Source organism: Streptococcus sp. M143, from assembly GCF_000162495.1.
Taxonomy (GTDB): domain Bacteria; phylum Bacillota; class Bacilli; order Lactobacillales; family Streptococcaceae; genus Streptococcus; species Streptococcus dentisani.
Window position 1 is genome coordinate 322,261 of record NZ_GG730093.1, and the last position, 25,498, is coordinate 347,758.

Annotated in this window: 22 protein-coding genes and 1 pseudogene; 15 read left to right on the forward strand and 8 right to left on the reverse strand. The window is 41.1% G+C overall.

What is annotated here, in order from left to right; genetic code table 11:
* The 11 genes and pseudogenes from HMPREF0850_RS12565 (at position 1) to HMPREF0850_RS05845 (ending at position 6,760) form a co-directional block, all read left to right on the forward strand.
* Entirely contained in the window at positions 1-969 is a 969-nt protein-coding gene (locus tag HMPREF0850_RS12565) for an Imm26 family immunity protein (RefSeq protein WP_000576993.1), read from the forward strand.
* 193 nt (positions 970-1,162) lie between these two features.
* The gene (locus HMPREF0850_RS05815; protein ID WP_000274942.1) at positions 1,163-1,486 is read left to right on the forward strand and encodes an HYD1 signature containing ADP-ribosyltransferase family protein; all 324 of its coding nucleotides are present in this window, start codon (positions 1,163-1,165) and stop codon (positions 1,484-1,486) included.
* 11 nt (positions 1,487-1,497) lie between these two features.
* A complete protein-coding gene (locus HMPREF0850_RS05820; RefSeq protein WP_000967663.1) occupies positions 1,498-1,800 on the forward strand; it encodes a DUF6881 domain-containing protein in 303 nt (100 codons plus the stop codon).
* 65 nt (positions 1,801-1,865) lie between these two features.
* Positions 1,866-2,903 carry a hypothetical protein gene (locus tag HMPREF0850_RS13020; protein WP_000950602.1) on the forward strand — a complete coding sequence of 346 codons (1,038 nt, stop codon included), beginning with the start codon at positions 1,866-1,868 and terminating at the stop codon, positions 2,901-2,903.
* 11 nt (positions 2,904-2,914) lie between these two features.
* Positions 2,915-3,388 (forward strand): hypothetical protein, encoded by a 474-nt coding sequence (locus HMPREF0850_RS05825; RefSeq protein ID WP_000660940.1) that lies wholly within the window; start codon positions 2,915-2,917, stop codon positions 3,386-3,388.
* A 206-nt stretch (positions 3,389-3,594) separates the two neighbouring features.
* Complete coding sequence (locus tag HMPREF0850_RS05830; protein ID WP_001181688.1) at positions 3,595-4,182, forward strand: pre-toxin TG domain-containing protein; 588 nt, start codon at positions 3,595-3,597, stop codon at positions 4,180-4,182.
* Entirely contained in the window at positions 4,183-4,413 is a 231-nt protein-coding gene (locus HMPREF0850_RS13265; protein ID WP_080639506.1) for a ribonuclease domain-containing protein, read from the forward strand.
* Positions 4,414-4,423: 10 nt separating this feature from the next.
* Positions 4,424-4,918: a hypothetical protein gene (locus HMPREF0850_RS05835; protein ID WP_000037407.1), complete on the forward strand. Its 495-nt coding sequence runs from the start codon at positions 4,424-4,426 to the stop codon at positions 4,916-4,918.
* A gap of 673 nt (positions 4,919-5,591) precedes the next feature.
* Positions 5,592-5,705 (forward strand): annotated as a pseudogene (locus HMPREF0850_RS12720) (ClbS/DfsB family four-helix bundle protein); the annotation flags it as partial.
* A 284-nt stretch (positions 5,706-5,989) separates the two neighbouring features.
* On the forward strand, positions 5,990-6,499 hold the full coding sequence (locus HMPREF0850_RS13085; protein WP_000504317.1) for a hypothetical protein: 510 nt from the start codon (positions 5,990-5,992) through the stop codon (positions 6,497-6,499).
* Between the two features lie 6 nt (positions 6,500-6,505).
* Complete coding sequence (locus tag HMPREF0850_RS05845; protein WP_001002022.1) at positions 6,506-6,760, forward strand: hypothetical protein; 255 nt, start codon at positions 6,506-6,508, stop codon at positions 6,758-6,760.
* 86 nt (positions 6,761-6,846) lie between these two features.
* On the opposite strand, the gene HMPREF0850_RS13270 is transcribed toward HMPREF0850_RS05845, so the two are convergent.
* The 7 genes from HMPREF0850_RS13270 to HMPREF0850_RS05875 form a co-directional block, all read right to left on the reverse strand.
* Positions 6,847-7,329 carry an LPXTG cell wall anchor domain-containing protein gene (locus HMPREF0850_RS13270; RefSeq protein WP_009013872.1) on the reverse strand — a complete coding sequence of 161 codons (483 nt, stop codon included), beginning with the start codon at positions 7,327-7,329 and terminating at the stop codon, positions 6,847-6,849.
* Positions 7,250-12,784: an alpha-L-fucosidase gene (locus HMPREF0850_RS05850; RefSeq protein WP_442852094.1), complete on the reverse strand. Its 5,535-nt coding sequence runs from the start codon at positions 12,782-12,784 to the stop codon at positions 7,250-7,252. The genes HMPREF0850_RS13270 and HMPREF0850_RS05850 overlap by 80 nt, the downstream gene beginning before the upstream one ends.
* Before the next feature lie 343 nt (positions 12,785-13,127).
* Positions 13,128-13,604 (reverse strand): glutathione peroxidase, encoded by a 477-nt coding sequence (locus HMPREF0850_RS05855; protein WP_000200912.1) that lies wholly within the window; start codon positions 13,602-13,604, stop codon positions 13,128-13,130.
* Positions 13,601-14,179 carry a DUF3278 domain-containing protein gene (locus HMPREF0850_RS05860; RefSeq protein WP_000711216.1) on the reverse strand — a complete coding sequence of 193 codons (579 nt, stop codon included), beginning with the start codon at positions 14,177-14,179 and terminating at the stop codon, positions 13,601-13,603. The genes HMPREF0850_RS05855 and HMPREF0850_RS05860 overlap by 4 nt, the downstream gene beginning before the upstream one ends.
* Before the next feature lie 12 nt (positions 14,180-14,191).
* Complete coding sequence (locus tag HMPREF0850_RS13090; RefSeq protein WP_000838124.1) at positions 14,192-14,533, reverse strand: hypothetical protein; 342 nt, start codon at positions 14,531-14,533, stop codon at positions 14,192-14,194.
* A gap of 10 nt (positions 14,534-14,543) precedes the next feature.
* On the reverse strand, positions 14,544-15,086 hold the full coding sequence (locus tag HMPREF0850_RS12725; protein ID WP_000712329.1) for a DUF3278 domain-containing protein: 543 nt from the start codon (positions 15,084-15,086) through the stop codon (positions 14,544-14,546).
* Positions 15,087-15,101: 15 nt separating this feature from the next.
* Entirely contained in the window at positions 15,102-15,296 is a 195-nt protein-coding gene (locus HMPREF0850_RS05875; protein ID WP_001082471.1) for a helix-turn-helix transcriptional regulator, read from the reverse strand.
* Positions 15,297-15,461: 165 nt separating this feature from the next.
* Between HMPREF0850_RS05875 and rsmH the strand changes: the two genes are divergently transcribed.
* Genes rsmH through mraY form a run of 4 tightly spaced genes read left to right on the forward strand, consistent with a single transcriptional unit; the run spans position 15,462 to position 19,981 of the window.
* Entirely contained in the window at positions 15,462-16,412 is a 951-nt protein-coding gene (gene rsmH / locus HMPREF0850_RS05880) for a 16S rRNA (cytosine(1402)-N(4))-methyltransferase RsmH (RefSeq protein WP_000159384.1), read from the forward strand.
* A gap of 10 nt (positions 16,413-16,422) precedes the next feature.
* Entirely contained in the window at positions 16,423-16,740 is a 318-nt protein-coding gene (gene ftsL / locus HMPREF0850_RS05885) for a cell division protein FtsL (RefSeq protein WP_000840795.1), read from the forward strand.
* A 3-nt stretch (positions 16,741-16,743) separates the two neighbouring features.
* Positions 16,744-18,999, forward strand: coding sequence for a penicillin-binding protein PBP2X (pbp2x, locus tag HMPREF0850_RS05890; RefSeq protein WP_000816045.1), 2,256 nt, complete (start codon positions 16,744-16,746; stop codon positions 18,997-18,999).
* Between the two features lies 1 nt (position 19,000).
* Positions 19,001-19,981 (forward strand): phospho-N-acetylmuramoyl-pentapeptide-transferase, encoded by a 981-nt coding sequence (mraY, locus tag HMPREF0850_RS05895; RefSeq protein ID WP_000625786.1) that lies wholly within the window; start codon positions 19,001-19,003, stop codon positions 19,979-19,981.
* A gap of 69 nt (positions 19,982-20,050) precedes the next feature.
* Here the strand turns inward: mraY and HMPREF0850_RS12730 are convergent, their stop codons facing one another.
* Complete coding sequence (locus HMPREF0850_RS12730) at positions 20,051-25,294, reverse strand: SIALI-17 repeat-containing surface protein (protein WP_000716127.1); 5,244 nt, start codon at positions 25,292-25,294, stop codon at positions 20,051-20,053.
* Positions 25,295-25,498: the final 204 nt, after the last annotated feature.

Genomic DNA, 25,498 nt, shown 5'->3' on the forward strand with positions numbered 1-25,498 from the left:
ATGATTTTTAATAATTTGATGAAAGAAAGAAGAGATAAAAAAATTAATAGTCTTTCAAAAGAAATACAAAGAAAATTAAAAAGGTTTGAAGAACTAAATTCGAAAGATTATCAACTCCAAGTAATAAAGCCTAGTAATGAGTTGCCTAAAGAAGGGGATATATTTGTTTTATCACCCAAAAAAGGATATTATTTTTTGGGGAAAGTCATGGAATCAAACATTGAATCAAGCAATAGCCTGATGAGTGGAAGCCATGTTGTAGTAATATTTTCAACATGTTTCAATACTATGGATATAGAAACATTTAAACCTAACTATCATGAATTGTTGACAGATCCTTTTATTGTTAATAATCAATATTGGGAAAAAGGTTACTTTTACGTAATTAAACATTCTCCTCTCAATGAAGAAGAGAAAAAACTGGATATAGGATTCTATAAGATTCATCCTTTAGGAAATTCATTTTGTACTTCAAGTGGAGAGCGTTTAGAACATGAACCTCAGATTTTAGGAATGTACGGACTTTGTACAATTACAGGAGTAGCTGCTGAAATTAACCGTTCATTAATTATGAATCCATCCATCAGTCCTAATTTTTTATTAAAGAATGATAATCTGTCTACAAAAAAAATTGATAGTTTCATAAAAAATGATGAAGGTATAATTACGATAGATATTGGAGATAAATTGGTTAGAGAAATTTCAAATTATATTGAAGTACATTTTGGAATTTACATGAATGGTTATAATTGGGAAAAATTTTTAGATTCTTACTTTCGTAAAAATAAGATGAAGAACTTTGAAGATTTAGAGATGAATACTGATGCTGGAACTATTGAGTTACACTTTTTAGATGGAGATTTCGGCATGAATAAAAATCTATATGACCAGATTGTTCATTTATTTACTAATCCACAGGTAATCTATTCTTTTATAAGTAAATATAATGACGAAATTATGTGGGAATGAATAACACTGTCTCGTTAAAGTCTCGAACTTCTGCTATTCGAGACTTTTCCACACATCATGTAAATACGGATAATTTTTAATTATTTTGAATATGCAATAGTTATTTTTTATAAAACTGATAATATGATGATTAAATATAAATCCTGATGGAACAGTATATAAAGCGTCAGATATTGTTTAGAAACCATCTACCTTGTACCATTATACATCCGAGAAAGGGTTGGCTGGTATATTAGATACAGGAACTTTAAATCCGTCATTAAAGGCGAATAATCCGAAAGATGCTCGTTATGGAAATGGTCAATATTTCTCAGACATAGCTCCAGGAACGCGAAGTAATGCTTCTCTTTCTAAACAATTTATAAACAATCCTTGGCAAGGAAGTAAGTATTCTAATTATATAGGTGTTGATACTAGCAATTTGACAGTAGTAAAAGGTAGAGATGGGGTATATGTACTCCCTAATGAAAATCCTCTAGACTTGACTGATAGAATTGTTAGTCACGGAAAGAATTAGGAGATATTTTTATGTTATATTATAAAACAATTTGGAATCATACGAATGACTATGATCCGATCATAATGTATTCTGCAATAGACGAAGAACGTTATGAAATGAAACGATTAGATATATTCCGTGATGGACATGTAGCTTACTTTGATACTCGGACACCTATGGAGTTGAATGAAGACCCGTATCCAAGTGATTTTGATGCAATAAATGCAACAGATGAGTTTGATGTGTCTGAAATTTCATCTATAGATTTTGAAAATATATTAAAAATGTACGACACGAATGCGTTAATAGAAGATTACTTTTCAAAGCTATAAATAGTGTAGCTCTTCTTCAGCTGAAGAAATTTGATATAGAAAGTTTCTAAAAGTGATAAAATTAGATGCTTTCTAATAATACTAGATGTAAAGTTGATTTCGTGAAAAATGTCGACTGGAAGAAGGTTGCCGTAACTGCGGGAGCTATCGGTGGTGCAGACTCTGGAGCAATCATCTCAGGATATGATGCCTATAGTTCTGGCCAACGTGGTTGGGAATTGGTTGGTTCGATTGCCAAAGGAGCAGGAACAGGTGCAATCTCAGGTCTTATTGGCGGCCACTTGATGGGAGCAGGAGCTAGTCTAGCAACCAATGTGACTCAAAATATTGGCAATCAAGCAGTTCGACAAGTTGCCAAGATGGGAGTGGAATCTGCGGTTGAGACTGCGATTGACACAGGTATTGATTTGGCCACAGGAAATAAGATTACTGGTCAAACAGTCGCCATGAACTTTGCCTTTAACACCTTTACCAACGGAGCAGGTAGTGTGTCTCCTAAGAAGGCTCCTAAGGCTGATGTGGTGACGACGAAGCCGAAATCAGGGGATGTCGAAGTCCTTGATGTGGGGTATAAGCATCATCGATCATTGAAAGATGTCACTCCAGCAGCAGAATCTTCACAGAAATTGTTAGATGGGCCAAGGGCTGGTACGCTAAGACTTGAAGTATTCAAAGAAAATACTCAGGTGGGAACTTATAAAAACCAAACGAAGTCTTTAAAAGGAACTGATTATCAGGCTCACCATGTTAATCAAGCGGCTATGATGAAGAAAACTGCTCCAAATTATAGTTATAATGATGGTGTCACTGTTCCGTTAATTGGAAACATAAGAAAAGATATTGGTAGTCCTCATTACAACGCCCATGCTACTATGGAAGAATTTTATAATCAGTATAGGAAGGGGGGCGCTAAATATGGTGATATCCCTACTATTTCTGATTACAATGATGCAACGACGAAATCATTAAAAGATGCAGGTTTGACAGATTCTCAAGTTGGTGAAGTTATGTCTGCTACTAGAGCTGAACAAAGTTATTATGGATTGAATAGTGATTCAGAAATAATTTTACCAGGTAGAATGCCGTTACCTAAAAAGAAATGAGGTTTTTCTAAATGAAAGAAAAATATATGGATATGAAGTATATTATTGAATGTTTTAGTGAAAGCAATATTGAATTCCCATTTGAGATAGAAATATTAGACAGTACTGAAGGATTGCTAAGTATAGAGTCTAGTGAATGGGAAGAGCTTGTCTGGGAATTTCGAAGTGAATTTTTACTTAAGAACAAAGGTGAAGTTAGAACTGGAATAGGAAAAATTTGGAATGAAAATTCGGCCTATTTTCGTAAATCTATTGCCCCTATATTAAAAGAATACCTACAGAGAAATTTTTTGCCACAGACATGCATAGATTCGATTTTATTTGATTTAAGTACTCTTAGAAACTATAAATTATTGCAAGACTATTTCGGGATAGAGTCTGCATTCCATGATGATTTACTTTTAATTTATGAGGGAGGGTACATTCCAGTTGGTTACCAAGGCAATTATCCAGAGGGGCACTTTAAGGTGATGAAAATTGTATAGGACAATAGATAGATTACACTAAAAACGATTTGAACTCCCTCAAAATTAGACAGAAAATCTAAATTTTTGGGGGATTTTTTGAAATCAAAATATATTTTAGTCTCACTGAACTCCGCCATATGGATAAGTAGGATAAGCTCATCTCCAGCTACGACTATGAGTATGACGATTGGAGGATATATCTCCTCCGAAACTGGGGTACAGCCTTGCAGAATACCTTGAAACATGTCTGTGATCCAAAAACAACTGGTGCCTCCGATAAGGGAGAAAATAAAGTTCCATCTGTCGCAGACTTTAGAAAGTATGAAGATGCGGCAAGACATGGACTCAGATTGGATCAGAAAGAGCGAATTGATAGGATGACATTAGAGGAGTATCTAAAGGCTCCCCCAATGACTCCTGAGGAAAATGCCTATGCCTCTAATGTAAAATTTGCGAAGTTTAACCAAGAAAATAAAGCTAAACTTCCAACTTTAGCAGCTGAATTCATAGGCTGGAATAATGGAGAACGTTTAGTTACAGGGAAAGATCCACTAACGGGCGAAGACGCAAATCGTTGGGCGGCAGGTGCAGAGTTAGCTGTTGATATTGCAAGTAATTTCTTTCCTATAGCTAAGGCTGGCAAATTAAGGAAACTTGAAAAAGCACTCGATGCAGTAGACGCAGTCAATGATGCTTCAAAAGCTACAAAGGCAGCTGATAAAGCTAAAGATGCTGCCCGTGTGGCGGATAAAGTGGATGATGTCAAAGATGTTAATAAAATTCCTCAATATGTTGAAGATACTATTTCATAGATTAAAAACAATAAGGGTAATCCACCAGATGGATTTAAAGGAGGAAAAGTTTATAAAAATGAGCCTTTAAATGGTGAAGAACTCCTTCCCGATGGAATTACTTATAAAGAGTACGATGTTCATCCATATCAAAAAGGAGTGCCAAGAGGAACGGAAAGAATTGTTATAGGTGAAGATGGATCCATATGGTATACTCAAGATCACTATCAAACTTTTATAAGAATAAAATAAGGGGAATATAATGTCAAAGAAATTTAATAATAGAACATTTAGAAAGATAGAAGAAATTTATAGCGTTTATTTACCTGACGAATTTAAAAAAGTTTATGGAAATATGGAGGAACTTCCTGAAAACTGGTATGATTGGAGTGATTTTTCACCTCAGAATGTTAAGGTGTTGAGTAATTATATACAAGTAATAAAAGAAAATATAGCAGAAGAAATAGAATATGTTGATTGGAGCGATAATTGGGGAGAAGCTCCAAGTAATTTAGAACTTACAAAAGGAGAAATACTAAGTCGTTTAATGAATTCCCCAACATTATTGCCCATTTTTGGTCATAGGTATATTGCATCATGTAATACTCCAATTTCGCCTGTATTTTCAATTGTTGGTTCAGATATCATTTATTATTCAAAAAGCCTAACTGATTATTTTCATGGAATCACAGTAAGCAGAGAGACAAATCTATCTAATTTACCCCAAATTCCTTTTTGGTCCGATATTGCACAGTGATAAAGGCTAGATGAGAATACTAGGTTAAGAGAAAAATTACAACAAGTATATTTCAAAACTTTTCATCATTATCAAGTAATTGGTATTAATTTTGGGATAGATGTAATTTCTGAGAAACTTCCTCTTATTTTCAAGTTGGAAAAGTGATTGTTATTTAGTATCTGAGACTATAGGAATTTAATTATTTATTTAAGTTAATAAATTGAAAAGTTCTCAGAAATAATTGCTTAGAATGTTTTTGAAAAACTTAAAAAGAGAAATTAAATTACATGATTATCTTAACTAGAATCGTACTAATTCTTTAAATTAACCTCTTCTGTTGTGATAGAAACATGCAAAGACTCTCGAGGAAGGATTTCTTCGAGAGTTTTATGTTACATCTATGACTTAAAGGATCAGTTGCTTACAGTGACTAAGGAGGGAAAAATTTTGTTGAGTGCAGAATTGATCTAGGTATTACGGATATAACAATTGTTTGTCGTGATATTCAGATAGAACATCTTGCTTTAAAGGATGCTCAATTCTTTTGGCAGGATAATGAAACTCTAGAATAAGTAAAGTTTTGAGTTTAGATGATTGGAAATTATAAATTACTTTCACAAAGACAATTTGTGACTCAGTTCAATTACTAACTAGGGGAAATTTTCCCCTAGTTTATTTTATACTAGCCTCACAGTGGACAAGCAGGACAAGTCTGGGCTCCTACTTTGTCAGTAGCACATCCAGTCATTATGATTGGGCTCTGAAAAAACTCAAAGCTCATCAGAGAAATTGTAAGAATAGCTAGTTGAAGTGCTATTGAAATTCACCAAAGGTTCTTCTAAGTTTTGAATGGCTTCATTCTCGTGATTTTTAAGTTCTTCTAGCTTTAGAATCCTTTAAAAATTAAAATTTAAAGCTGTCATAGACTTAGAATAGCTCTAAAACATTTATTTCAATGTAATTCTAAGTTTAGAATTGCATTGATATTAAAGGAAGCAAGCTGTTCGATACTTAGAATGCCTTGATTCTGATAAATGTTGACTAGAAACTGGTTCGAATGGCTTTTTTCTGATATAGGATGATAGATAGATGGGTGAGATGATGAACATAGAAAAAGAGAAAGTTAGAAAAGAGTTGGTGTCCCTCTGTTTGGGAGAGTTCACAGCCGTCCTAACCTTTTGGTTTTGTTTTTTCCTTTTGAAAAATCGGCTTGCTGATGTGAATAGTCTAGTAACCATTCTCTATCCTTTGTCTTTACTGACATTTATTTTGCTTCAAGGTTCAATCTATTGGGCGATTTTGATTAGAAGACTGTCGAATCCTCGGTTTGGAAGTGGAAGTGGAAGTGTTCCCAAACTTTATAGTGGTTTCAGGATACTAGACCTTGTTTTACTTATTTCAGGCTTTCCTTTTATTTTCTGGAATACACAGAGTGTCCAAGTGGCTATCTTAGCCACACTGATACAGCTTTTTTCCCTTATCGAATGGATTAATTATTTCCTTGTACGCCTATCTTATAGTCTGAACCCTCTTGTTTTATGGAAACGAATTACCAAGGGGAAACTTGAAAAGAGCAGGATAGCTAAGGAGTTGGGGTAGGGGAGAATGAATGAAGGAAATGGATTGGATAATATAATTCTACGGACTGAGTGGTTCGACAAAACAGAAAAATTTTGTGAAATAAGACTGGATTGTGAGACAAAATATCTAACAATTTATCAGTTATGCTACATTTTTGAAGAGGAGATGAGCAAGGTTTATATTGCTATGGATGAATATATAAAAAATCCTCATCAAACGAAAGAGATTATTTTCGGAGACGATAGTGAGGGGTCATTCATTGAAGGGGTGTTTTTTTAAAATTTTACAGATAGAAAAAGAGAAGACCAGATGGTCTTCTCTACGGGGGAACTAGAATGATGGAAAAGAATCAATCAAAGATTTTTTTAGTCTTTGAAATTCTTTTGGAAGATAAGGAGAGACAAGATAGAAGTAATAGCTGCCAAGAATAGGAAAGCATTCGCTTCTTGTTCCCCAGTTGCTGGGAGTTGTTTTTCCTTGTCTTGTTTGACTGTAGTTGCAACAGGAACTTTTTCATCTTTTGCTGATGAATTGTCTATTACGACTGGAGCTGGTTTTTCGGTCTCTCTTGGGACAACATACTCAGGAAGGGTCACAACAGGTGGTGCCTCTGTTCCTACTGAGCTTTGCTTGATACCCACCTCAATCACTCGCTCTTGAGCTGGAGTTGTTTCCGTTTGGACAACTTTGCGATTGCTGCCATCTACTTCAACATACTCAACAAGAAGACCGTTTTTACCTTCTGATAGGATTTGCTCTTTCCTTTGTCTAGTAGGGCATTTTCGCGACGGATAGTCTTGAAGGTACGACCTTATTGACAATTTCCAAACTTGGAAGTGTAAAGACAAGATCCTTAACTCCTTCTTCAGGAGATGAAGAAGTAATCGGTTTTTCCGGTTGAGCTGGTAGAGGGTGCTCAGGAAGGGTCACAACAGGAGGTTCCTCTGTTCCTACTGAACTTTGTTTAGTGCCCACCTCAATCACTCGATCTTGAGCTGGAGTTGTTTCCGTTTGGACAACCTTGCGATTGTCACCGTCTACTTCAACATACTCGACTAGGAGACCGTCCTTCCCTTCTGATAGAACTTTTTCTTTTCCTTTGTCTAGTAGGGCATTTTCGCGACGGATAGTCTTGAACGGTACTGGTTTATTGACAATTTCCAAACTTGGAAGTGTAAAGACAAGGTTCTTAACTCCTTCTTCAGGAGATGAAGAAGTAATCGGTTTTTCCGGTTGAGCCGGTTTTTCAGGCTGCACTGGATTCTCAGGTTGAGTCGGATTTTTCGGCTCAGCAGGTTTCTCAGGCTGAACTTGAGCTGCTTCAAGCTTGCTAATTTGTTCAAGAGCGGATTCTAGCGCTTTATTAACTTCTTCTTGAGTCTTGGCCTCTTGAATAGCAGCGATTGCTTGATTTGCTAGTTCAATTAATTTCTTCTTAGCTTCATTGTTAGAACCAAGCTCACCGACTTTTTTCTCGATGGCTTCTGTCAAGCTAGCCATGGCCTTATTGTATTCGATTTCCGGTTGTTTTGGTTCAGCGGGTTGCTCAGGTTTAGAAGGTTCTTCTGGATGTTCCGGTTGCTCTGGACTAGGCTCCTCTTGGCCTCTTTGATAGTTATCATCCTTGGATAGGATATCTTGTAGGGCACTGACTGTCAACATGACTTCTTGAACATCCACTGCATCAGCACTGAGTTGGTTTCTCAATTTTTCTAGATTTGCTTGGAAAGCTTGGCGTGCAGTAGCCGTATTTTTCAAGCCTGCTGGATCAAAGTTTGAAAGATCATCTTTCCATTTAGAGATAGACTGGATGATATCTGCCTTGCTGTAGAGTTCGCTACCTTCGCCACGAGTGATGAATTGGTCTACCTGGATACCGATATTTCGAGATAAATCGTTTCGATCAGGATCGAGTTGAAGGGTGACTACGTGCAAGTTTTCGTCCAGACCTTTTAGGCTAACTAGAGTTTGATTGCCTTGGCGTTGGGCTGCGCGACCGCTAAAGTATTTCTTACCATCAATAGTTGAAGCATTTCCCATTCCATCTTGGTAAGGAACTTCTTTGCCGTCTAGGAAGACTTTGTAGATACCATGATTTGGATCAACATAGCCCTTTATATCAAGTCCAGTACCGTAGAAGTAGGCTGTGACAGTTGTCTTTTTCTTTTGCTCATCAGTTAAGCGGCCAAAGGAAGCCCAAGACTCAGTCTTTTGGTACTTGTCTGCCGAATTGGTTTCATGGTGCCAGCCAGGACTGTAATCCAACTGACTAGCTTGGTCATCATAACTTGTTTGGTCCTTGATCAGCAATTCAGCTTTCATCACTTGGATGGTTGCATCTGTAGCAAAACCGAGCAGGGCACCATCAGTGACAGAAGTGAGCTTGGCTTTGAAGTCAAAGACAGAGTCGGCTTGTTCTGTAAAGTCAATCGTTGGGATGGTAACAGTCTTTTCTGTTTCTCCATCTTCAAAAGTCACATCTTGAGTTGTATCTTGGTAAACTTTACCGTGAACCCCAGTTCCAGGTTCTGTGATGAAGCGAACAGTAGCAGCCCCCTTGCTTCCACCAACACGTTTAATCTTAACAGTGACTGGTTTTCCTTTTTCGACTTCGTAGTTAGTAGACTCGAGTTCAAACATTCCCTTGCTATCATTGTTTAGGGTGTAGATCCCTTCTGTAGCAATTGGTTCACCTGTTTTGTTCACGAGGGTAATAGTGTGTTGGCCTGGTGCTAAATCGCCTGTCTCAAAGACTTTTTGGCTACGTTTACGGCTAGCATTCTTAGTTTGAACATCTGCAACCTTTTGACCATCAACGTAGACGGACATTTCTCCATGACCTGGGTCGACTGTAGAGACGACATAGGCCTTGGTTCCTGTGAAGGTATAGCTTACTTTGGCATCTTTTTTGTTGGTCCACATAGAAGTGCCACGAACACCTTCAGATTCATTGTACCAAGTTGTTCCGGCTGTATCCGCTGTTGTATTTGAGTGGTATTCCAGTCCAAGAGGGTAGCCATCTGTCTTTTCAATGCTACTTGGTGTCTTATAGACTGAGAAGTTGTTCAAGATTGGAGTTGCTTGAGCACCAGTGATGGTTACACGGATTTTTTGTGCTTCTACAGGCTTTCCTTGAACCAAGCGACGGTAACCAACGGTCGAACCTTCGCCGTAAGTCACCCAACGTCCGTTGATTTCGACTTCAATCTTGAAACCAGAGATACGTTGCCCTTTGGCGATGTCTTCTTTGAGTTCAACGACATCGAAGCGTCTCTTTTGCCCCAAATCGACTGTAAAGCTACCGGTTGTGGCATCATTTGAGAGCGCCCAGCTGGTGTCATCTTTACCGTCTGTCAGGTGGCTTTCTTTGTAAAGGTGGTTTTGACGAGTAGAACTTGCTGTTACAGTCGCGCCTTTGGCAAAGTCAGTGGCATACATTTGGTCTAGGGTTGCCTTGAATTCCTTCAAGCGAGCCACATCCGCATCTGCAAATTTTCCTTCTTTATTTGGTGGAATATTGAGAAGGAGTGGGGTTCCACGACCAACGGACTTGAAGTAGATGTCCATCAACTCTTTGAGTGATTTCGGCTGTTGATTGTCGTGATAGAACCAGCCCGAACGGATCGAAACATCGGCTTCCCCTACAGAGTACATATCACCATCAGGGTCACCATGGTTGAGGTATTCGTTTTTCACATCGTCTGTGATGTTGGCCCTTTTGACTTTATGCCAGACAGGGTCCCCTGCGATTCCCCGTTCATTTCCGATCCAGCGAACGCTTGTCGGTTGAGCAGAGAAGATAGCAATATCTCCTTCAGCTTCTTTGATGTATTTGAACCATTCATCAAAGGTATAGGTTACTTTTTGGGCACCGCTACCACGCGCACCGTCCATCCAAACCTCGATAAACTTCCCTTTATTACCGTATTTCGGATTACCAAGGATTTCTTTCAGTTGGTTGAGATAGTATTGGTTGTATTCTTTTTCGGTTGCGACATGGTATTTAGGATGGTTGGCATCCCATGGTGACAAGTAAACACCCATATTCATGTCATACTTGCTAGCAGACTTGGAAACTTCTTCGAGAAGGTCACCCTTACCATCTTTCCATGGGCTGGCAGCTACGGTATGATTCGTATACTTAGAAGGGTAAGCAACGAAACCGTCGTGGTGTTTAACAACCATAATGGTTCGTTTGAAGCCAGTTTCCTTCAGAGTACGAATCCACTGATCGGTATCCAAGTTGGTTGGATTGAAGTATCGAGGGTCTTCTTTCCCATTTCCCCATTCAGAATTGGTATAAGTGTTCATTCCGTAGTGGATGAAGGCTGCCAATTCTTCCTTGTGGTAATCGAGTTGGGCCTCGCTTGGAAGAGGTCCATGATTGCCAATCTCAGTTTCTTTGTCTTCTGGATGAGCGACTGGAGGAGTCGGAGTTGTTGGATTGGCTGTATCAGCGATTGGCTCGTATTCAAAGACGATCTCATTAACACCTTTTTGCTGGATCTTCGCTTCCAAGCTAGCCTTAACTGGACGGTAGCCAGCAATGTCTTTTGCATGGAAGGTGTTGACAAAGGAAACCTCATACTCTTGACCTTCATTGTTATCAACTGTCGCTTCCGCTAGTTCAGTACTTGTTCCTTTTTGACGGTAGTAAACTTTGAAAGAGCCTTTGTTGACTTTATAAACCACCTTGATGACACGTGTTCCAGGAGCTGTTTTGCTAACGACATTGTGGTTCCACTCGTCTTTTAGTTGCTTCTGAATCTCGACCCCATCAATGGAAACAATCTGGTATTTCTCTAGGTTTTGCTTGTAGAATTCGGTTGGAGTGATTGCTTTCTTGAAATCATAGTCAAAGCCAGTTCCCACTTCTGTTTTGTCTAAGAAGGTATCATTTTCTTTGACAGGATTTCCTGCTTCGTCCACGTGCTGGATAAGGACGCGTCCGTAATCAATTCCCTTGACTAGAGTAGCGACACCGCTCTCATCAAAGGAGTACTGATTTTCTCCGATGACAGCTGTCTTATTTCTAAGCATTTCACCTTCGGGTGTAAAGTAGTAACGTTTGCCATTATCCCCTTGATACCAGCCCTTGACACCATATTTGTCAATGATATCTTTGACCCATTTGAGTTGTTCAGGAGAGAGGACAAGTCCGCCACCGAAGCGGTCTTTCTCAGGCACACCGTTGTCAACCGTTCCGTGTTGGTGTACGCCGATGACTTTCCCATCACCATTGATAATTCCGCCACCAGACAAACCAGATACAGAAGTTGTTTGGTAAGTGATGCCAGTAGCTCCCTTGTCATCATAAGGATCGACGGATTTTACCTTGCCGTCAGCTTTATAGAGTTGTCCAGCTACGATAGGCTGTTTGAGTTCTTTTGAGCTTGAGTCAGTTGGATAACCAATCGTGCTGACAGGGTCCCCTGCTTTGTAAGTCTTATGCTCAGCGAGTGGCACAAAAGTTGCTGCTTTATTTGGGCTTGCAATTTGTACAGGGACAGGCGCTACAACTGCTGCCAAGTCATTCTGATATCCCTTGCTAAACTCTTCTTTGTTCCAGAAGTGGATATCTTTCTCTTGAAAGAGCGTGGTATTTCCTGAATTTGGCTGAGAATTCTTAACAGGAGCGTTGGATCCTAGATTGTAATAGAAGCGCGCAGAATCTCCGCCACGAATATGGCCTTCTTTATCTAAAAAGTTATGAGCAACTGTCAAGAAAACGTTAGGCGCGACAAAAATACCAGACCCAGAAACAATGTATCGTTGAGCTCCACCATTATAAATGCTGTAGACCATAGTTGCAGCAGTTGCGGGTTGTCCCTCGTAATTGATATGTTTGAGGTCTTGTCCACCGTTAATGATGGCACGGTTTCCTTTCTCAGCTTCCTTTGGAGCTTCTTCCTTATCCTTTAGAATGCTCTTAGTTTCTACTTTTGGACTAGCTTTTTGGTCAACGATAGTAGTCGTATCGAGTTCTTTGACAGGTGTGTCGGGATAGGCACGGTCCTGAATGTCTTCAGGGAGCAAGTCAGCACTGTTGGTATCTGCAACAGGTGTTTCTTGTTTTTCAGCTTCTACACGACCTTCTTCTTTAGCTGGTTCAGCCTTGGTCTCTTCTATATCTGCGACTTGTTTAATTTGCTGATCTAAATTGGATGTCGTGGCAGGAGATGTTTCGTCTGCACGCACGGTTCCTGAAGCAAAAAATGCTAGTCCGACCATGACAGAGGCCACACCTACAGTCAACTTCCGAATGCTAAACGTTTGCCCTTTTTCAAAAAGGTATCGATTCATAATATACTCCTAGTTTTTAGAAAGGCAGTCAGCTACTGCCCGAGCCCAAGTCTGACTTGGTTACAACTTGATTTAAGGATAAAAACTCTTTGATAATTTGTAAGCCACCTTACCTCCTGTGCATAAAGCGCTTTCATTTTAAGATAAAAAAATTTAAAAGGTCATTTCTCCCTTAAAATGACTGGAAACTTTTAATATAACAAATATACTAAATTAATAAAAGAATTGCAATAGCAAAAAAGAAAAAAATAAATATAAATTAAAGAAAATAAGTTACTTTTTAAAGAAAAAACGCATCCTTTCAAGGCTCAAACTAAATGAAAGGATACATTTTAAAAAGAAATTAGAGTATTTTTTGGAGAAACTCTTGGATGGTTTTGGGGTCTGTTTTGGAAGAGAAGCGCTCAAGGACTTGCCCATCTCGGCCAATGAGAAACTTAGCAAAATTCCATTCGATTCGTTTTTCTAGCGGACCAGCTTTTTGGTCTTTCAACCAAACATAGAGAGGATCTGCTTCCTTGCCGTTGACCTTGACCTTGGCAAATCGAGGGAAAGTAGTCTGATAGTGTAGGCTGCAGAAGCTATTGATTTCCTCTGCGCTGCCGGGTGCTTGTCCCATAAATTGATTGCAAGGGAAATCCAAGATTTCAAAACCCTGATCTTGATAGCGTTCATAGAGTTCTTGAAGTCCCTGGTACTGGGGCGTTAAACCACATCCAGTAGCAGTGTTGACAATCAAGAGAACGTTACCACGATAACTCTCTAGGGAAGTTGCTTGGTTGCTTTGGTTTAAAACGGAAAAATCATATATACTGGTCATTTTTCTATATTTTCCTTATGCGTTACTGGTTCAGAGTGTTTTACCTCGTGTTCTGATAAAAAGGCGTAGGTCATGGTTCCAAAGATGGCTCCAATTCCCAAACCCAAGACTAGTAAAGGGAGCATTTTATCGAAGTGGAAGAGGTTGTCCCAAAAGGTATCGAAGGGAAGATGCTGAACAAAGAGTTTGTGAAAGGCTGATAAGACAAACAAGCCAATTGGAATGCTGATGAATACACTCCAACTACGAACTTTGATCTGGCTTTTGCTGTGGCTTTTGTGATGAATTTCGGACTGGTCATCCTTGTCCAAATGTAAGTCGCGAACTGCTAGTCTCGCCCTAGATGAGAGGACGAAGATAAGTCCAAAATAGAGGTAGGGCATGGCATCTCGAACCAACTCTATGAAGCGTCCAAATAGGAGATAGAACAAGAAGAGTAGGAGGGAGGAGTAAACGATTTGGATCAAGGCACGGGCACAAGCCTTGTAAATCATCTCTTGACGGCATTCATCAAATGGCCCTTGTATGTGAAAGAATAGTTTGAGTAAGCGAGTGGTGAAATCTTCTTTTTTCATGGGAGTGTTCTCCTAAATGACCGATTTTTGATTGACTTCTTTAAAGAGTTGACAGAGAGTATAGAAGTAAACCAAACTAAAAATGATACAGATTATTAGAAATACCAGATATCTCCAATCCATAGGATTTGTTAAAAGTTGTGGAAAGGATACGAGGATAAAACAGAGAGATGCGTTTAGAAGACGTATTTTTTTTGATTGGATTTTCTGGAATCTCTGTCCCTTGTTCAATACAGGAAGGAATAAAAGAAAGATAATCAAGAAAGGATGCTCAATATGTCCAGAAAGTAGGAAAAAGGTAATAAAGATACTGATAAAAACATGACTGATCAGCAGTCTCGCTAGTGATTTCATAAGGCACCTCCTAGTCGTCTTCTTGCTCTTTCTTGGCTTTTTCAATGCGACGGGAGATGATAATTTGTATAATCAGTCCAAAAAAGAACGCTCCCAGTATAGTTTTTAAAATATGTTTTGAATTCAGAAGAGAACTGATGAAATTGGGATTTTCACTTGTTAGAGTATCGATGAGTGGCATTATAAAAAATATCGCTATGCCAAAGAACAGACCTGCTTTCAGACCAGGTAAATGTAGTTGCTTGCTTTCTTTTTGGCTCAACATATCTAGATCAATGGCTGTGATGCCTGTTTTTCTGGTTTGGGAGACCACATAGAGAGCAGAAATCATCGAAATGCCGAATACCACAAGAGGATAGCCGATAGCGACAATTTGCGGATATTTATAAGCGAGGACAAAGGGAATAAGATTACCTAAAGTCATGAGGTAAAAGAGAATCACAAAGATTTTATTTCCGATGCGGTCAGCTTCGCGTCGTTTGTGTTCATCAAGTGGTCCTGAAATGCCATAAATGCGTTTGATCAGTTTTTCAGTGAAGGTTTCTTTTTTCATGAGTTTGCTCCTTTTTTAAAAATTATCCTCCCAAAAAAGACTGTTGAGGTCAGTTTGGAGGCTGCGGGCGAGATTGAGACAGAGTTCCAGAGTTGGATTGTACTTGTCATTTTCAATCATGTTGATGGTCTGTCTCGAGACACCGATATCCTTGGCTAGCTCAAGCTGGGAAATACCCAGTTCCTTGCGAAATTCTTTCACACGATTCATCTATTCTCCTTTCTGCTTTGTGTCGTATATATTTGACTACATTATATTCTTCTATGAAATAGATGTCAAGCATATTTGACATATTTCTTAAAGAAATCTTACTTTTTTTGACCTATTTATCTGACAAGTGCAAGCTGGTCAGATTTGTGGTAAAATAGATAAGATATGACAAAAGAATTTCATCATGTAACGGTCTTGCTTCATGAAACGATAGATATGCTCGACGTAAAGCCTGACGGTATCTACGTTGATGCGACTTTGGGTGGAGCGGGCCATAGCGAATATTTATTAAGTAAATTAAGTGAAAAAGGGCATCTCTATGCCTTTGACCAGGACCAGAATGCCATTGACAATGCGCAAAAACGTTTGGCACCCTATATCGAAAAGGGGATGGTAACCTTTATCAAGGATAACTTCCGTCATTTGCAGGCACGTTTGCAGGATGCTGGTGTCCAAGAAATTGATGGAATTTGTTATGACTTGGGAGTGTCCAGTCCTCAATTGGATCAGCGTGAGCGTGGTTTTTCTTATAAAAAGGATGCGCCACTGGATATGCGGATGAATCAGGGAGCTAGTCTGACAGCCTATGAGGTGGTTAATCATTATGACTATCATGACTTGGTTCGGATCTTTTTCAAGTATGGTGAGGATAAGTTTTCTAAACAGATTGCCCGCAAGATTGAGCAAGCGCGTGAGGTGAAACCAATCGAGACAACGACTGAGTTGGCAGAGATTATCAAGTCTGCCAAGCCTGCCAAGGAACTCAAGAAAAAGGGGCACCCTGCCAAGCAGATTTTCCAGGCCATTCGAATCGAAGTCAATGATGAGCTAGGGGCGGCAGATGAATCTATCCAGCAGGCCATGGACATGCTGGCTCTGGATGGTAGAATCTCAGTCATTACTTTCCATTCCTTGGAAGACCGCTTGACAAAGCAGTTGTTTAAGGAAGCTTCAACAGTGGAAGTTCCCAAAGGTTTGCCTTTCATCCCAGATGATCTTAAGCCTAAGATGGAATTGGTATCCCGTAAGCCAATCTTGCCAAGTGCAGAAGAGCTAGAAGCCAACAACCGTTCGCATTCAGCCAAGTTGCGCGTGGCCAGAAAAATTCACAAGTAAGAGGAAAAACATGGCAGAAAGAATCGAAAAAACAAGCCAGTTATTGCAAACGAAGTTTAAGGGTTTTTCACGTGTGGAAAAGGCCTTCTATGTTTCGATTGCTGCAACAATGATTATCCTGGCAATTAGCGTTGTGTTTATGCAGACCAAGCTATTACAAGTTCAGAATGAATTGACTAAGGTCAATGCTCAAATCGAAGAAAAGAAAACCGAGCTAGACGATGCCAAGCAAGAGGTCAATGAATTAATTCGTTCAGAACGTTTGAAAGAGATTGCAAACTCTAAGGATTTGCAGCTGAATAACGAAAATATCCGAGCAGCGGAGTAAGAAATGAAACAGTGGAAAGAAAAAATCATCCGTTATGCCGTTCGTAATCGCAAATCTCCAGAAGAAAACCGCAGAAGAGTAGGAAAAAGCCTGAGTTTATTGGCTGTCATACTCTTCGCTGTCTTTTTGGTCAACTTTGCGGTCATTATCGGAACGGGTAGCAAATTTGGCAAGGACTTGGTCAAAGAGGCTAAAAAGGTTCACCAAACAACCAAGACGATTCCTGCAAAACGGGGAACCATCTACGATCGTAATGGAACGCCTATTGCAGAAGATGCGACTTCTTACAATATTTATGCCGTTATTGACAAGACCTACAAGTCAGCAACAGGCAAAATTCTCTATGTAGAGGATTCTCAATTTAATAAGGTAGCTGAAATTTTCCATAAGTATCTGGATATGGAGGAGTCCTATGTCAAAGAACAGCTTTCTCAACGAGATCTGAAACAGGTATCCTTTGGTACCAAGGGAAATGGGATCACCTATGCCAATATGATGGCTATTAAAAATGACCTAAAAACTGCTGGCATTGAGGGAGTTGACTTTACAACAAGCCCTAACCGTAATTATCCCAATGGACAGTTTGCTTCATCCTTTATCGGTTTAGCGCAACTCCATGAAAATGAGGATGGCACCAAACGTTTGATTGGGACATCTGGTTTGGAGAGTTCTTTAAATAGCATTCTGGCGGGTACAGATGGGATCATCACCTATGAGAAGGATCGTCTGGGAAATATTGTTCCGGGTACGGAGCAGGCTTCCCAACAAACAGTAGATGGAAAGGATGTGTACACAACCCTTTCTAGTCCCTTGCAGTCCTTTATGGAAACCCAGATGGATGCCTTTCAGGAAAAGGTAAAGGGCAAGTATATGACGGCTACCTTGGTCAGCGCTAAGACAGGGGAAATTCTGGCTACGACTCAACGGCCGACCTTCAATGCCGATACCAAGGATGGCATCACAAAAGACTTTGTCTGGCGTGATATCCTCTACCAAAGTAACTATGAGCCAGGATCAACTATGAAGGTGATGATGTTGGCCTCGGCTATTGATAACAACACCTTCCCTGGTGGCGAATACTTTAACAGTAGTGAATTGAAAATAGCAGATGCGACCATTCGAGACTGGGATGTCAATGAAGGATTGACTAGTGGTGGCACCATGACCTTCTCTCAAGGTTTTGCCCACTCAAGTAATATTGGGATGACCTTGCTCGAGCAAAAGATGGGCGATGCGACATGGCTGGACTATCTTAACCGCTTTAAGTTTGGGGTGCCGACCCGTTTTGGTCTGGCAGATGAGTACACAGGTCAATTACCTGCGGATAACATTGTCAATATCGCCATGAGTTCATTTGGACAAGGGATTTCTGTTACCCAGACCCAGATGCTTCGTGCCTTTACAGCTATTGCTAATGATGGGGTTATGTTGGAGCCGAAATTTATCAGTGCCCTCTATGATCCAAATGACCAGTCTGTTCGTAAGTCTCAAAAGGAAATTGTCGGAAATCCTGTGTCAAAAGCAGCAGCGTCCTCTACTCGGGAGCACATGGTCATGGTCGGAACAGATCCTGTCTATGGTACCATGTACAACCACAGTACTGGAAAGCCAACTGTCAATGTCCCAGGTCAGAATGTTGCCCTAAAATCAGGAACTGCTCAGATTGCCGATGAGAAGAATGGTGGCTACCTAACAGGTGAAACCAACTATATCTTCTCTGTTGTGTCGATGCATCCTGCAGAAAATCCTGACTTTATCCTCTATGTGACGGTGCAACAGCCGGAGCATTATTCGGGTGTTCAGCTGGGAGAGTTTGCTAATCCAATCCTTGAGCGAGCTTCTGCTATGAAAGAATCCCTCAATCTTCAGTCAACTGCCAAGAGCTTGGATCAGGTCAGCAAGACGACAAGCTATGCCATGCCAGCTACCAAGGACTTTACGCCGGGCGACCTAGCAGAGGAATTGCGTCGTAACCTTGTCCAACCAATCGTTATCGGAACAGGAACCAAGATCAAGAATCTCTCGGTTTCTGAAGGAGATAATTTGGAAGCCAATCAGCAGATCTTGATTCTGTCAGATAAGGTCGAAGAAATGCCTGATATGTACGGCTGGACAGATGAAAATGTGCAAACATTTGCCAAATGGCTGAATATAGAAGTCGAGTGGGAAGGTAGTGGCAAAACGGTCAAGAAACAAAGTGTCCGTGCTAACACAGCCCTCAAAGACATTAAAAAAATGAAAATAACTTTAGGAGATTAAGATGATTAGTTCCATTAGTGCTGGAATTCTGGCTTTTCTATTGACCTTGATAGGTATTCCAGCCTTTATCCGATTTTATCGAAAAGCACAGATTACGGGTCAGCAGATGCACGAGGATGTCAAACAACACCAAGCTAAAGCTGGAACTCCAACCATGGGAGGTCTTGTCTTCCTTATTGTTGCAGTTGTTGTGAGCTTCCTTGTCGCTCTCTTTACCCAACAATTGACCAACAATGTAGGCATGATTTTGTTTATCTTGGTTTTGTATGGTTTGGTAGGATTTTTGGATGATTTCCTCAAGGTCTTTCGTAAGATTAACGAAGGCTTAAATCCCAAGCAAAAACTTGCTCTCCAGCTCCTTGGAGGAGTGATTTTCTACCTCTTTTATGAGCGTGGTGGCGACATGCTTTCAGTCTTTGGCTACCAAGTGCACCTGGGTATTTTCTATATTTTCTTTGCTCTTTTCTGGCTAGTTGGCTTTTCAAATGCGGTGAATCTGACTGACGGGATCGACGGCTTAGCAAGTATTTCCGTAGTGGTTAGCTTATCGGCCTACGGTGTGATTGCTTATATGCAAAATCAACTGGATATCCTTCTTGTGATTCTTGCCATGATTGGTGGTTTGCTAGGCTTCTTCGTCTTTAATCACAAGCCTGCCAAGGTTTTCATGGGAGATGTGGGAAGTTTGGCTCTTGGTGGGATGTTGGCAGCTATTTCTATGGCCCTCCACCAAGAATGGACCCTTTTGTTGATTGGGATTATCTATGTCTTTGAGACAAGCTCTGTTATGATGCAGGTTACCTACTTCAAACTTAGTGGCGGGAAGCGTATTTTCCGTATGACACCTGTGCATCATCATTTTGAGCTTGGAGGCTTCTCAGGCAAGGGCAATCCTTGGAGCGAGTGGAAGGTTGACTTCTTCTTTTGGGGAGTTGGACTTCTAGCAAGTCTCTTGACCCTAGCCTTTTTATACCTGCTGTAAAAATGACCTTTGATTAAAAAATAAAACAGGATGAAGAACAACTTCATCCTGTTTTTGTGATGTTAAAAGTTAGTTGGATTCATCCTTTCTTCCTTTGAGCATAAAAGTAGCTGTAAGGGCTAGGCTAAGGCCTGCTAAGAAGAGTAGTGGGTTGGATGCTTCCCCTGTTGCTGGAAGTTGTTCTTTAGGAGAATGATTTCCAGCTTTAGCAGGGCTAGGGCTAGCTGAAAGTTGTTCAGCCTCGTGTGCCAAGGTTTCTGCATCTGAAGAACTTGGTTTTTCATCTGTACTAGGGATTGTTCCAGCAGCTTGATAGACGACAGCATAGGTACTGAAATGACTAGTGATGAATTCTGCCTTTCCTTCTCGAACGTCGAAATCAAGGGCTTGCAACTCCTTGGTCGGAGTAATATAGTAGACCTTTTCCACGCTAGCTGAAATAGGCAATCGAACCAAGACAGAGCCTTTTGGCTGCAAGCTATGATCTGTTGGATTTTTCAATTGTAGGTCGTAAGCATCATAGGTCTTGCCAAAGAGTTCCTGAGCTAGGACACGTCGGCTAGAAATGTGAGAAATTCCTTCTAAGTCAGTGACTCCACCAATGATTTCGACTCCTGTCTTTTTATCTTTCAAGGTGCGCAACTGATACTCAGGTCGGGTGAGGGTTGGAGTAGCCTGATCTCCACTAGTTTCGATAGCGCCAGTGTACTCAGGTTTTTCAACAGTAGGGGCTTCCTCTTGCCCAACAGTCCCGATAGGTTGGGTGTATTCAGGCTTTTCAACAGTAGGCGGATCTTCTTGACCTGCGGTTCCAATAGGTTCGGTGTATTCAGGTTTTTCAACAGTAGGGGCCTCCTCTTGCTCCGCCGTTCCGATAGGTTGGGTGTATTCAGGCTTTTCTACAGTGGGCGGTACTTCTTGCCCTGCAGTCCCGACAGGCCCAGTGTATTCAGGAATTTCAACAGTAGGCGCTTCCTCTTGCCCCGCCGTTCCGATGGGTTCGGTGTATTCAGGTTTTTCAACAATAGGTGGCACTTCTTGCCCTGCAGTCCCGATAGGATCAGTGTGCTCAGTTTTTTCAACAGTAGGAGCTGGTTCCTCTCCCTTGCTTGTAGTTGGTTGCTTCTCATCAACTTTCTTTTCATCCTTTTTAGTAAAGACGGCTACGATAGGGCTGCTTGTGGTATTTCCTTGGATGGTATAAGCTTCAATGGCATTTCCAGCTTTGCGATTGGTTTCGTCAGGGATTGGGATTTGAACTTGATTGTCTTGGACTGATAGGATAGTCTGATCTCTACTTGTAACCAGATGCGTTTCATTCACCTTGCGTAAGACTAGAGGATCTTTGACACCCGGGAAGGTCACAGCGATGGCTTCCCATTCCCCAGCTGGTAGAGTTAAGGAAATGGTTTTGTCATTTTCCTTAAGAGGCGCGATGCTCGGGCTATCTATACCAACAGCAGGGGCTTTGATGATATCAAAGGAGTCTAGAGAGATTTTCTTGCGACCTTCTGGCGAATCTGGGGCAACTTGTAATGTCAGGGTGTGCGGACCGTCAGTAAGATTTGTAAATTCGCCAATAAAGGCCCTCTTTTCGGTTGCACCTGAAGTGTAGAAGTCTAGACTTGTCATTTCTTTGCCATCTAGTGTAACACGTGCTCGTCCAAGGGCAAGGCTCTTCAAGCCAAAGATACGAATACCTGTCCCTGTAAAGGAAATGGTTGCCTGAGCTTCTGAAGCAGTACTTGGGTCGCTGTTGTTGATGTCAGCGTATTTTTCCGTGCCTTCGTAGAGTTCAGGGTCAGACCAGTCCTTAAACTGGGAACCATACTGGATACGCGAATCACGATCATCCATTTTTTCAATCGTATTGCCCGTTCCTGCTAGGATTTTGAAATAATCTAATGAAATTTTCGAGCGCTCACTACCACGCCCTTTGTGCTCACGTTTAACACGAAGAGTCAATGTGTGAGGTCCGTCAGACAATCCTGTGAAGCGACCGATGAGACTGCCTTTTTCAGTTGCTCCAGCAGTATGGAAGTCAAGTTCGTTGACTTCTTTGCCATCAATTTTAGCAGTGGCAAGACCTAGTTCAGACGATTTCAGTCCATAGATTTCGATACCAACGCCAGTGAAAGGAATGGTGGCAGTGATGTCTTCGTCTGTGTAGTCTCCTTTTGAAAGGTCAGCAAATTTCTCTGTTCCTCCAAATAATTCTGAGTCTGCCCAGTTTCCAAAGGCAGCTCCGTACTGGATACGGCCGTCTCGGTCGTCCATCAACTCGCTATAGGTTTCGACAGTGGCCTGTTCAGAAACTTGTGTGGCAAGCTCGCCCAGCATAGCCTTGACAGTATAGGTGTAGGCATGTTGAGGATTGAGTGATCGGTCAATAAAGTGGGTTTGATTGGTTACAAATTCTCTGGTCGCAGAGGTTTGGCCAGTTTCGTCTTTCACTTGTCTTTGGATGACATAGTGGGTAGCGCCTTCTACTTGGTTAAAGGTGAGTTCGGCAGTGACACCATTTTGTCGAACTGCTGTTAGACTGGTTACACGACCAGAGAAGTGTTCAAAGGTAATGACATCACCTTTTTGTGTTGCAAGCTGGATACGATTATCTTTAAGGATCGTTGCCTTGACTGGTTTGCCATTGACCTTGATCTGACTGGATTCGATATTTGGATAGTCTACAACTAGGTCTCCACCGACATTTGAAAGGAAGGACAAGCTTTGCAAGTTTTTATCTTTCCACTTCATGCTGACTTCAAAGTTTCCTCGAGCAACCAAGCCAGAAACCTGACCGTCTTTCCAAGCATCAGGAAGGGCAGGCAATGGCGCAATATAGCCAGTGTGTGATTGGAGAAGCATTTCTGCCATTCCACTGGTTGCTCCGAAGTTGCCATCGATTTGGAAAGGCGCGTGGGTATCCCAAAGGTTTTCTAGGGTTGAATACTTGAGCTGTTCAGCGAGCAAGCGATGAGCACGGTTACCGTCCAGCAGACGAGCCCAGAGGTTGATTTTATTGGCCTTAGACCAACCTGTACCACCATCTCCACGGTGGTTTAAAGTAGCACGAGCAGCCTCTAGGTATTCAGCCTGGTCCTTGCTAAAGAGCGTACCTGGGAAGAGACCAACTAGATGGGAAACGTGACGGTGATGATTTTCAATCCCTTCATTTGTGAATTGGGGGCTGTCCTCCTCGTACCATTCCTTGATGCGCCCCTCTTTATTGATGTGAAGTGGTTTGAGTTTGTCAAATTTAGCCTTGACCTCTGTGACTAAGTCTTGGTCGACATTCAGATGGTTGGCGACTTCCATGTAGTCGTGGAATAGCTGCCAGACTAGCGACTGGTCAAAGGTATTTCCGATGGTAATGGTCCCGTGTTCAGGTGAGTAGGATGGAGAAGATACCCAACGGTCACTGGCCTGGTCATAGTGCAAGAAGGAGTTCCAGAACTTAGCGGTTTCCTTGAGCATTGGATAAATCTTTTCTTTGAGATAGGTCTCATCCTTGGTGAATTTATAATAGTCATAGACGTTCTGCATCATCCAGGCATTAGCAGCTGGAGACCAACCCCAATAGTAATTCCAACCTGGAGTAGTCCAGCCAAATGGTGTCGCCTGGGTGTGGACCAGCCAACCATTTTCTTGTCCGTCTTTGGATTCGATACCTGCATATTCCTTGGCAGCGACGCGGCCATAATAGCGCATGTCGTCAATGTAATTGATCATTGGCTTGGCTGTTTCAGCAAGGTTGCTCATATAAGCTGGCCAATAGTTCATTTGCAAGTTGACATTGAGGTGGTAGTCAGCGTTCCAAGGTGGATTGTCTACAGCATTCCAGACTCCTTGTAGGTTGGCAGGAAGGGCATCTGTCCGATCACGAGATGAACTAATCAATAAATAACGTCCGTATTGGAAGAAGAGTTCTTCCAATTTTTGCCCTTTATCTGGGTTATAGCCTTGAAGGGCCTCTTTAGTCGTTTGATCAGTCTTGTTTCCGCCTAGATTTAGTTTAACGCGGTTAAAGAGACTTTGATAGTCCTTGATATGGGCCTTTTTAAGTGTCTCGTAGTCTTTGGCCTTAGCTGCTTCGACAATCCCTTTAACTGTTTTTTCGAGGTCAATGTCTTTTCGATAGTTGGTTTTAGGATTTTGAGCAAAGTTAGTCTTGGCGCTGAGATAGAGGGTCGCATAACTTGCGCCTGTAACGGTCAGAGTCTCATCCTGAACAGTCACCTTTCCGTCCGTTTTAATTCCTAGGTAGGATGCAAATTTGAGGCCGTTATCTTTGACAGTTCCTTTTAGAAGGATTCCATTTTCATCTGTAGTAACATGTCCGTTCTTATAGTTGGAATATTCCCAAGAGTAGTTGCCATTAGCAAGCAAGTCTTCTGTCAAACTGTTCCAAAGGGTAAAGTCAAGTGTCTTGTTTCCTTTTTTGGTCAAGTGGGTCACAGTGACATCATCAGGATAGCTGGAGAAAGTTTCGCGTTTGAAGGTGGTCCCATCTTGGGTGTAAGAAGTTGTAGTTGTGGCTTCTGTGATATCCAAACCACGATGATAATCTGTTACAGTATCTAGTCCTTTTTTCTGGTTATTGAAGACCATGAAGATATCACCAAAGGCAAGGTAACGTCCATACTGGGCGTTGTTTGGTCCAACTAGATTTTGTTCAGCTAGCTGTTTTGCTTTTTGGCGGTCTCCAACTTCGAGGGCTTTACGAATCTCCGCCAAGACCTTGTAGCGCTCCTGATAGTTCCCTCCGTTATAATCGGTGCTATCAGGTTGAGGACCTCCTGACCAGAGGGTTTTTTCGTTATACTGGATTCTTTCTTCGCCAATTAGGCCAAATACCTTGGCTCCCATTTCTCCATTTCCGACAGGAAGGGCTTGTTTTTCCCATCCATCATAGGAGGGAGCTGTTGGCTGATCGTAGTTGAGTTGATAGTTTTCTTGCTTTGTCACTGGCTGATCTGCTTTTTCAGGTTCCTTATTTTCTTTAGCTTCTACAATGGCTTCTTCACTAGCTTGACTATTTGTCGTCTGAGTCTCGTTAGCTGGCTTGCTTCCGGAAACTACTGGACTCTCGGCTAGAGACGTATTTGTAGTTTCAGTAGCTTCAGCTGCTTTGGGTTCGCTATCAGGCTTAGTGATAGCTTCGACAGAGGTTGGTTCAGTTTGCTTAACCTCAACACTGTCTGCGGCTACAGTGTGGTTGACTAGAAAAACAGCTCCCAGTAAAACAGAAGCAGTCCCAACCGTCAGCTTGCGGATGCTATAGCGACAGGATTTCTCCCAAAAGTGTTTTTTCATAAAACTCTCCTTTGTTTATCTGAAATCGCTTACATTACATGAAGCAGTTTCGTTTAATTTGTTTCTATTTATCTCCTCACCTCCCATTCTACTGGTCATCTAGCATTTGTCAAGAGGTTTTTGGTGAAAAACATATTTGATATTGCTTTTTCTTAAAATAGTAGAGAAAAGAGAGGAAGGGGGAGAATTATTCGTAATTTCATA

What these genes read in the sequence shown, in the direction of transcription:
- HMPREF0850_RS05860 (WP_000711216.1), bottom strand. Translation starts at nt 14,179, where the DNA reads ATGAAAAAAGAAGATTTCACCACTCGCTTACTCAAACTATTCTTTCAC.
- HMPREF0850_RS13090 (WP_000838124.1), bottom strand. Translation starts at nt 14,533, where the DNA reads ATGAAATCACTAGCGAGACTGCTGATCAGTCATGTTTTTATCAGTATC.
- HMPREF0850_RS13020 (WP_000950602.1), top strand. Translation starts at nt 1,866, where the DNA reads ATGCTTTCTAATAATACTAGATGTAAAGTTGATTTCGTGAAAAATGTC.
- pbp2x (WP_000816045.1), top strand. Translation starts at nt 16,744, where the DNA reads ATGAAACAGTGGAAAGAAAAAATCATCCGTTATGCCGTTCGTAATCGC.
- HMPREF0850_RS12725 (WP_000712329.1), bottom strand. Translation starts at nt 15,086, where the DNA reads ATGAAAAAAGAAACCTTCACTGAAAAACTGATCAAACGCATTTATGGC.
- HMPREF0850_RS05850 (WP_442852094.1), bottom strand. Translation starts at nt 12,784, where the DNA reads ATGAATCGATACCTTTTTGAAAAAGGGCAAACGTTTAGCATTCGGAAG.
- HMPREF0850_RS05825 (WP_000660940.1), top strand. Translation starts at nt 2,915, where the DNA reads ATGAAAGAAAAATATATGGATATGAAGTATATTATTGAATGTTTTAGT.
- mraY (WP_000625786.1), top strand. Translation starts at nt 19,001, where the DNA reads ATGATTAGTTCCATTAGTGCTGGAATTCTGGCTTTTCTATTGACCTTG.
- HMPREF0850_RS05845 (WP_001002022.1), top strand. Translation starts at nt 6,506, where the DNA reads ATGAATGAAGGAAATGGATTGGATAATATAATTCTACGGACTGAGTGG.
- HMPREF0850_RS05820 (WP_000967663.1), top strand. Translation starts at nt 1,498, where the DNA reads ATGTTATATTATAAAACAATTTGGAATCATACGAATGACTATGATCCG.
- ftsL (WP_000840795.1), top strand. Translation starts at nt 16,423, where the DNA reads ATGGCAGAAAGAATCGAAAAAACAAGCCAGTTATTGCAAACGAAGTTT.
- HMPREF0850_RS12730 (WP_000716127.1), bottom strand. Translation starts at nt 25,294, where the DNA reads ATGAAAAAACACTTTTGGGAGAAATCCTGTCGCTATAGCATCCGCAAG.
- HMPREF0850_RS05835 (WP_000037407.1), top strand. Translation starts at nt 4,424, where the DNA reads ATGTCAAAGAAATTTAATAATAGAACATTTAGAAAGATAGAAGAAATT.
- HMPREF0850_RS05855 (WP_000200912.1), bottom strand. Translation starts at nt 13,604, where the DNA reads ATGACCAGTATATATGATTTTTCCGTTTTAAACCAAAGCAACCAAGCA.
- HMPREF0850_RS13085 (WP_000504317.1), top strand. Translation starts at nt 5,990, where the DNA reads ATGGGTGAGATGATGAACATAGAAAAAGAGAAAGTTAGAAAAGAGTTG.
- HMPREF0850_RS05875 (WP_001082471.1), bottom strand. Translation starts at nt 15,296, where the DNA reads ATGAATCGTGTGAAAGAATTTCGCAAGGAACTGGGTATTTCCCAGCTT.
- HMPREF0850_RS12565 (WP_000576993.1), top strand. Translation starts at nt 1, where the DNA reads ATGATTTTTAATAATTTGATGAAAGAAAGAAGAGATAAAAAAATTAAT.
- rsmH (WP_000159384.1), top strand. Translation starts at nt 15,462, where the DNA reads ATGACAAAAGAATTTCATCATGTAACGGTCTTGCTTCATGAAACGATA.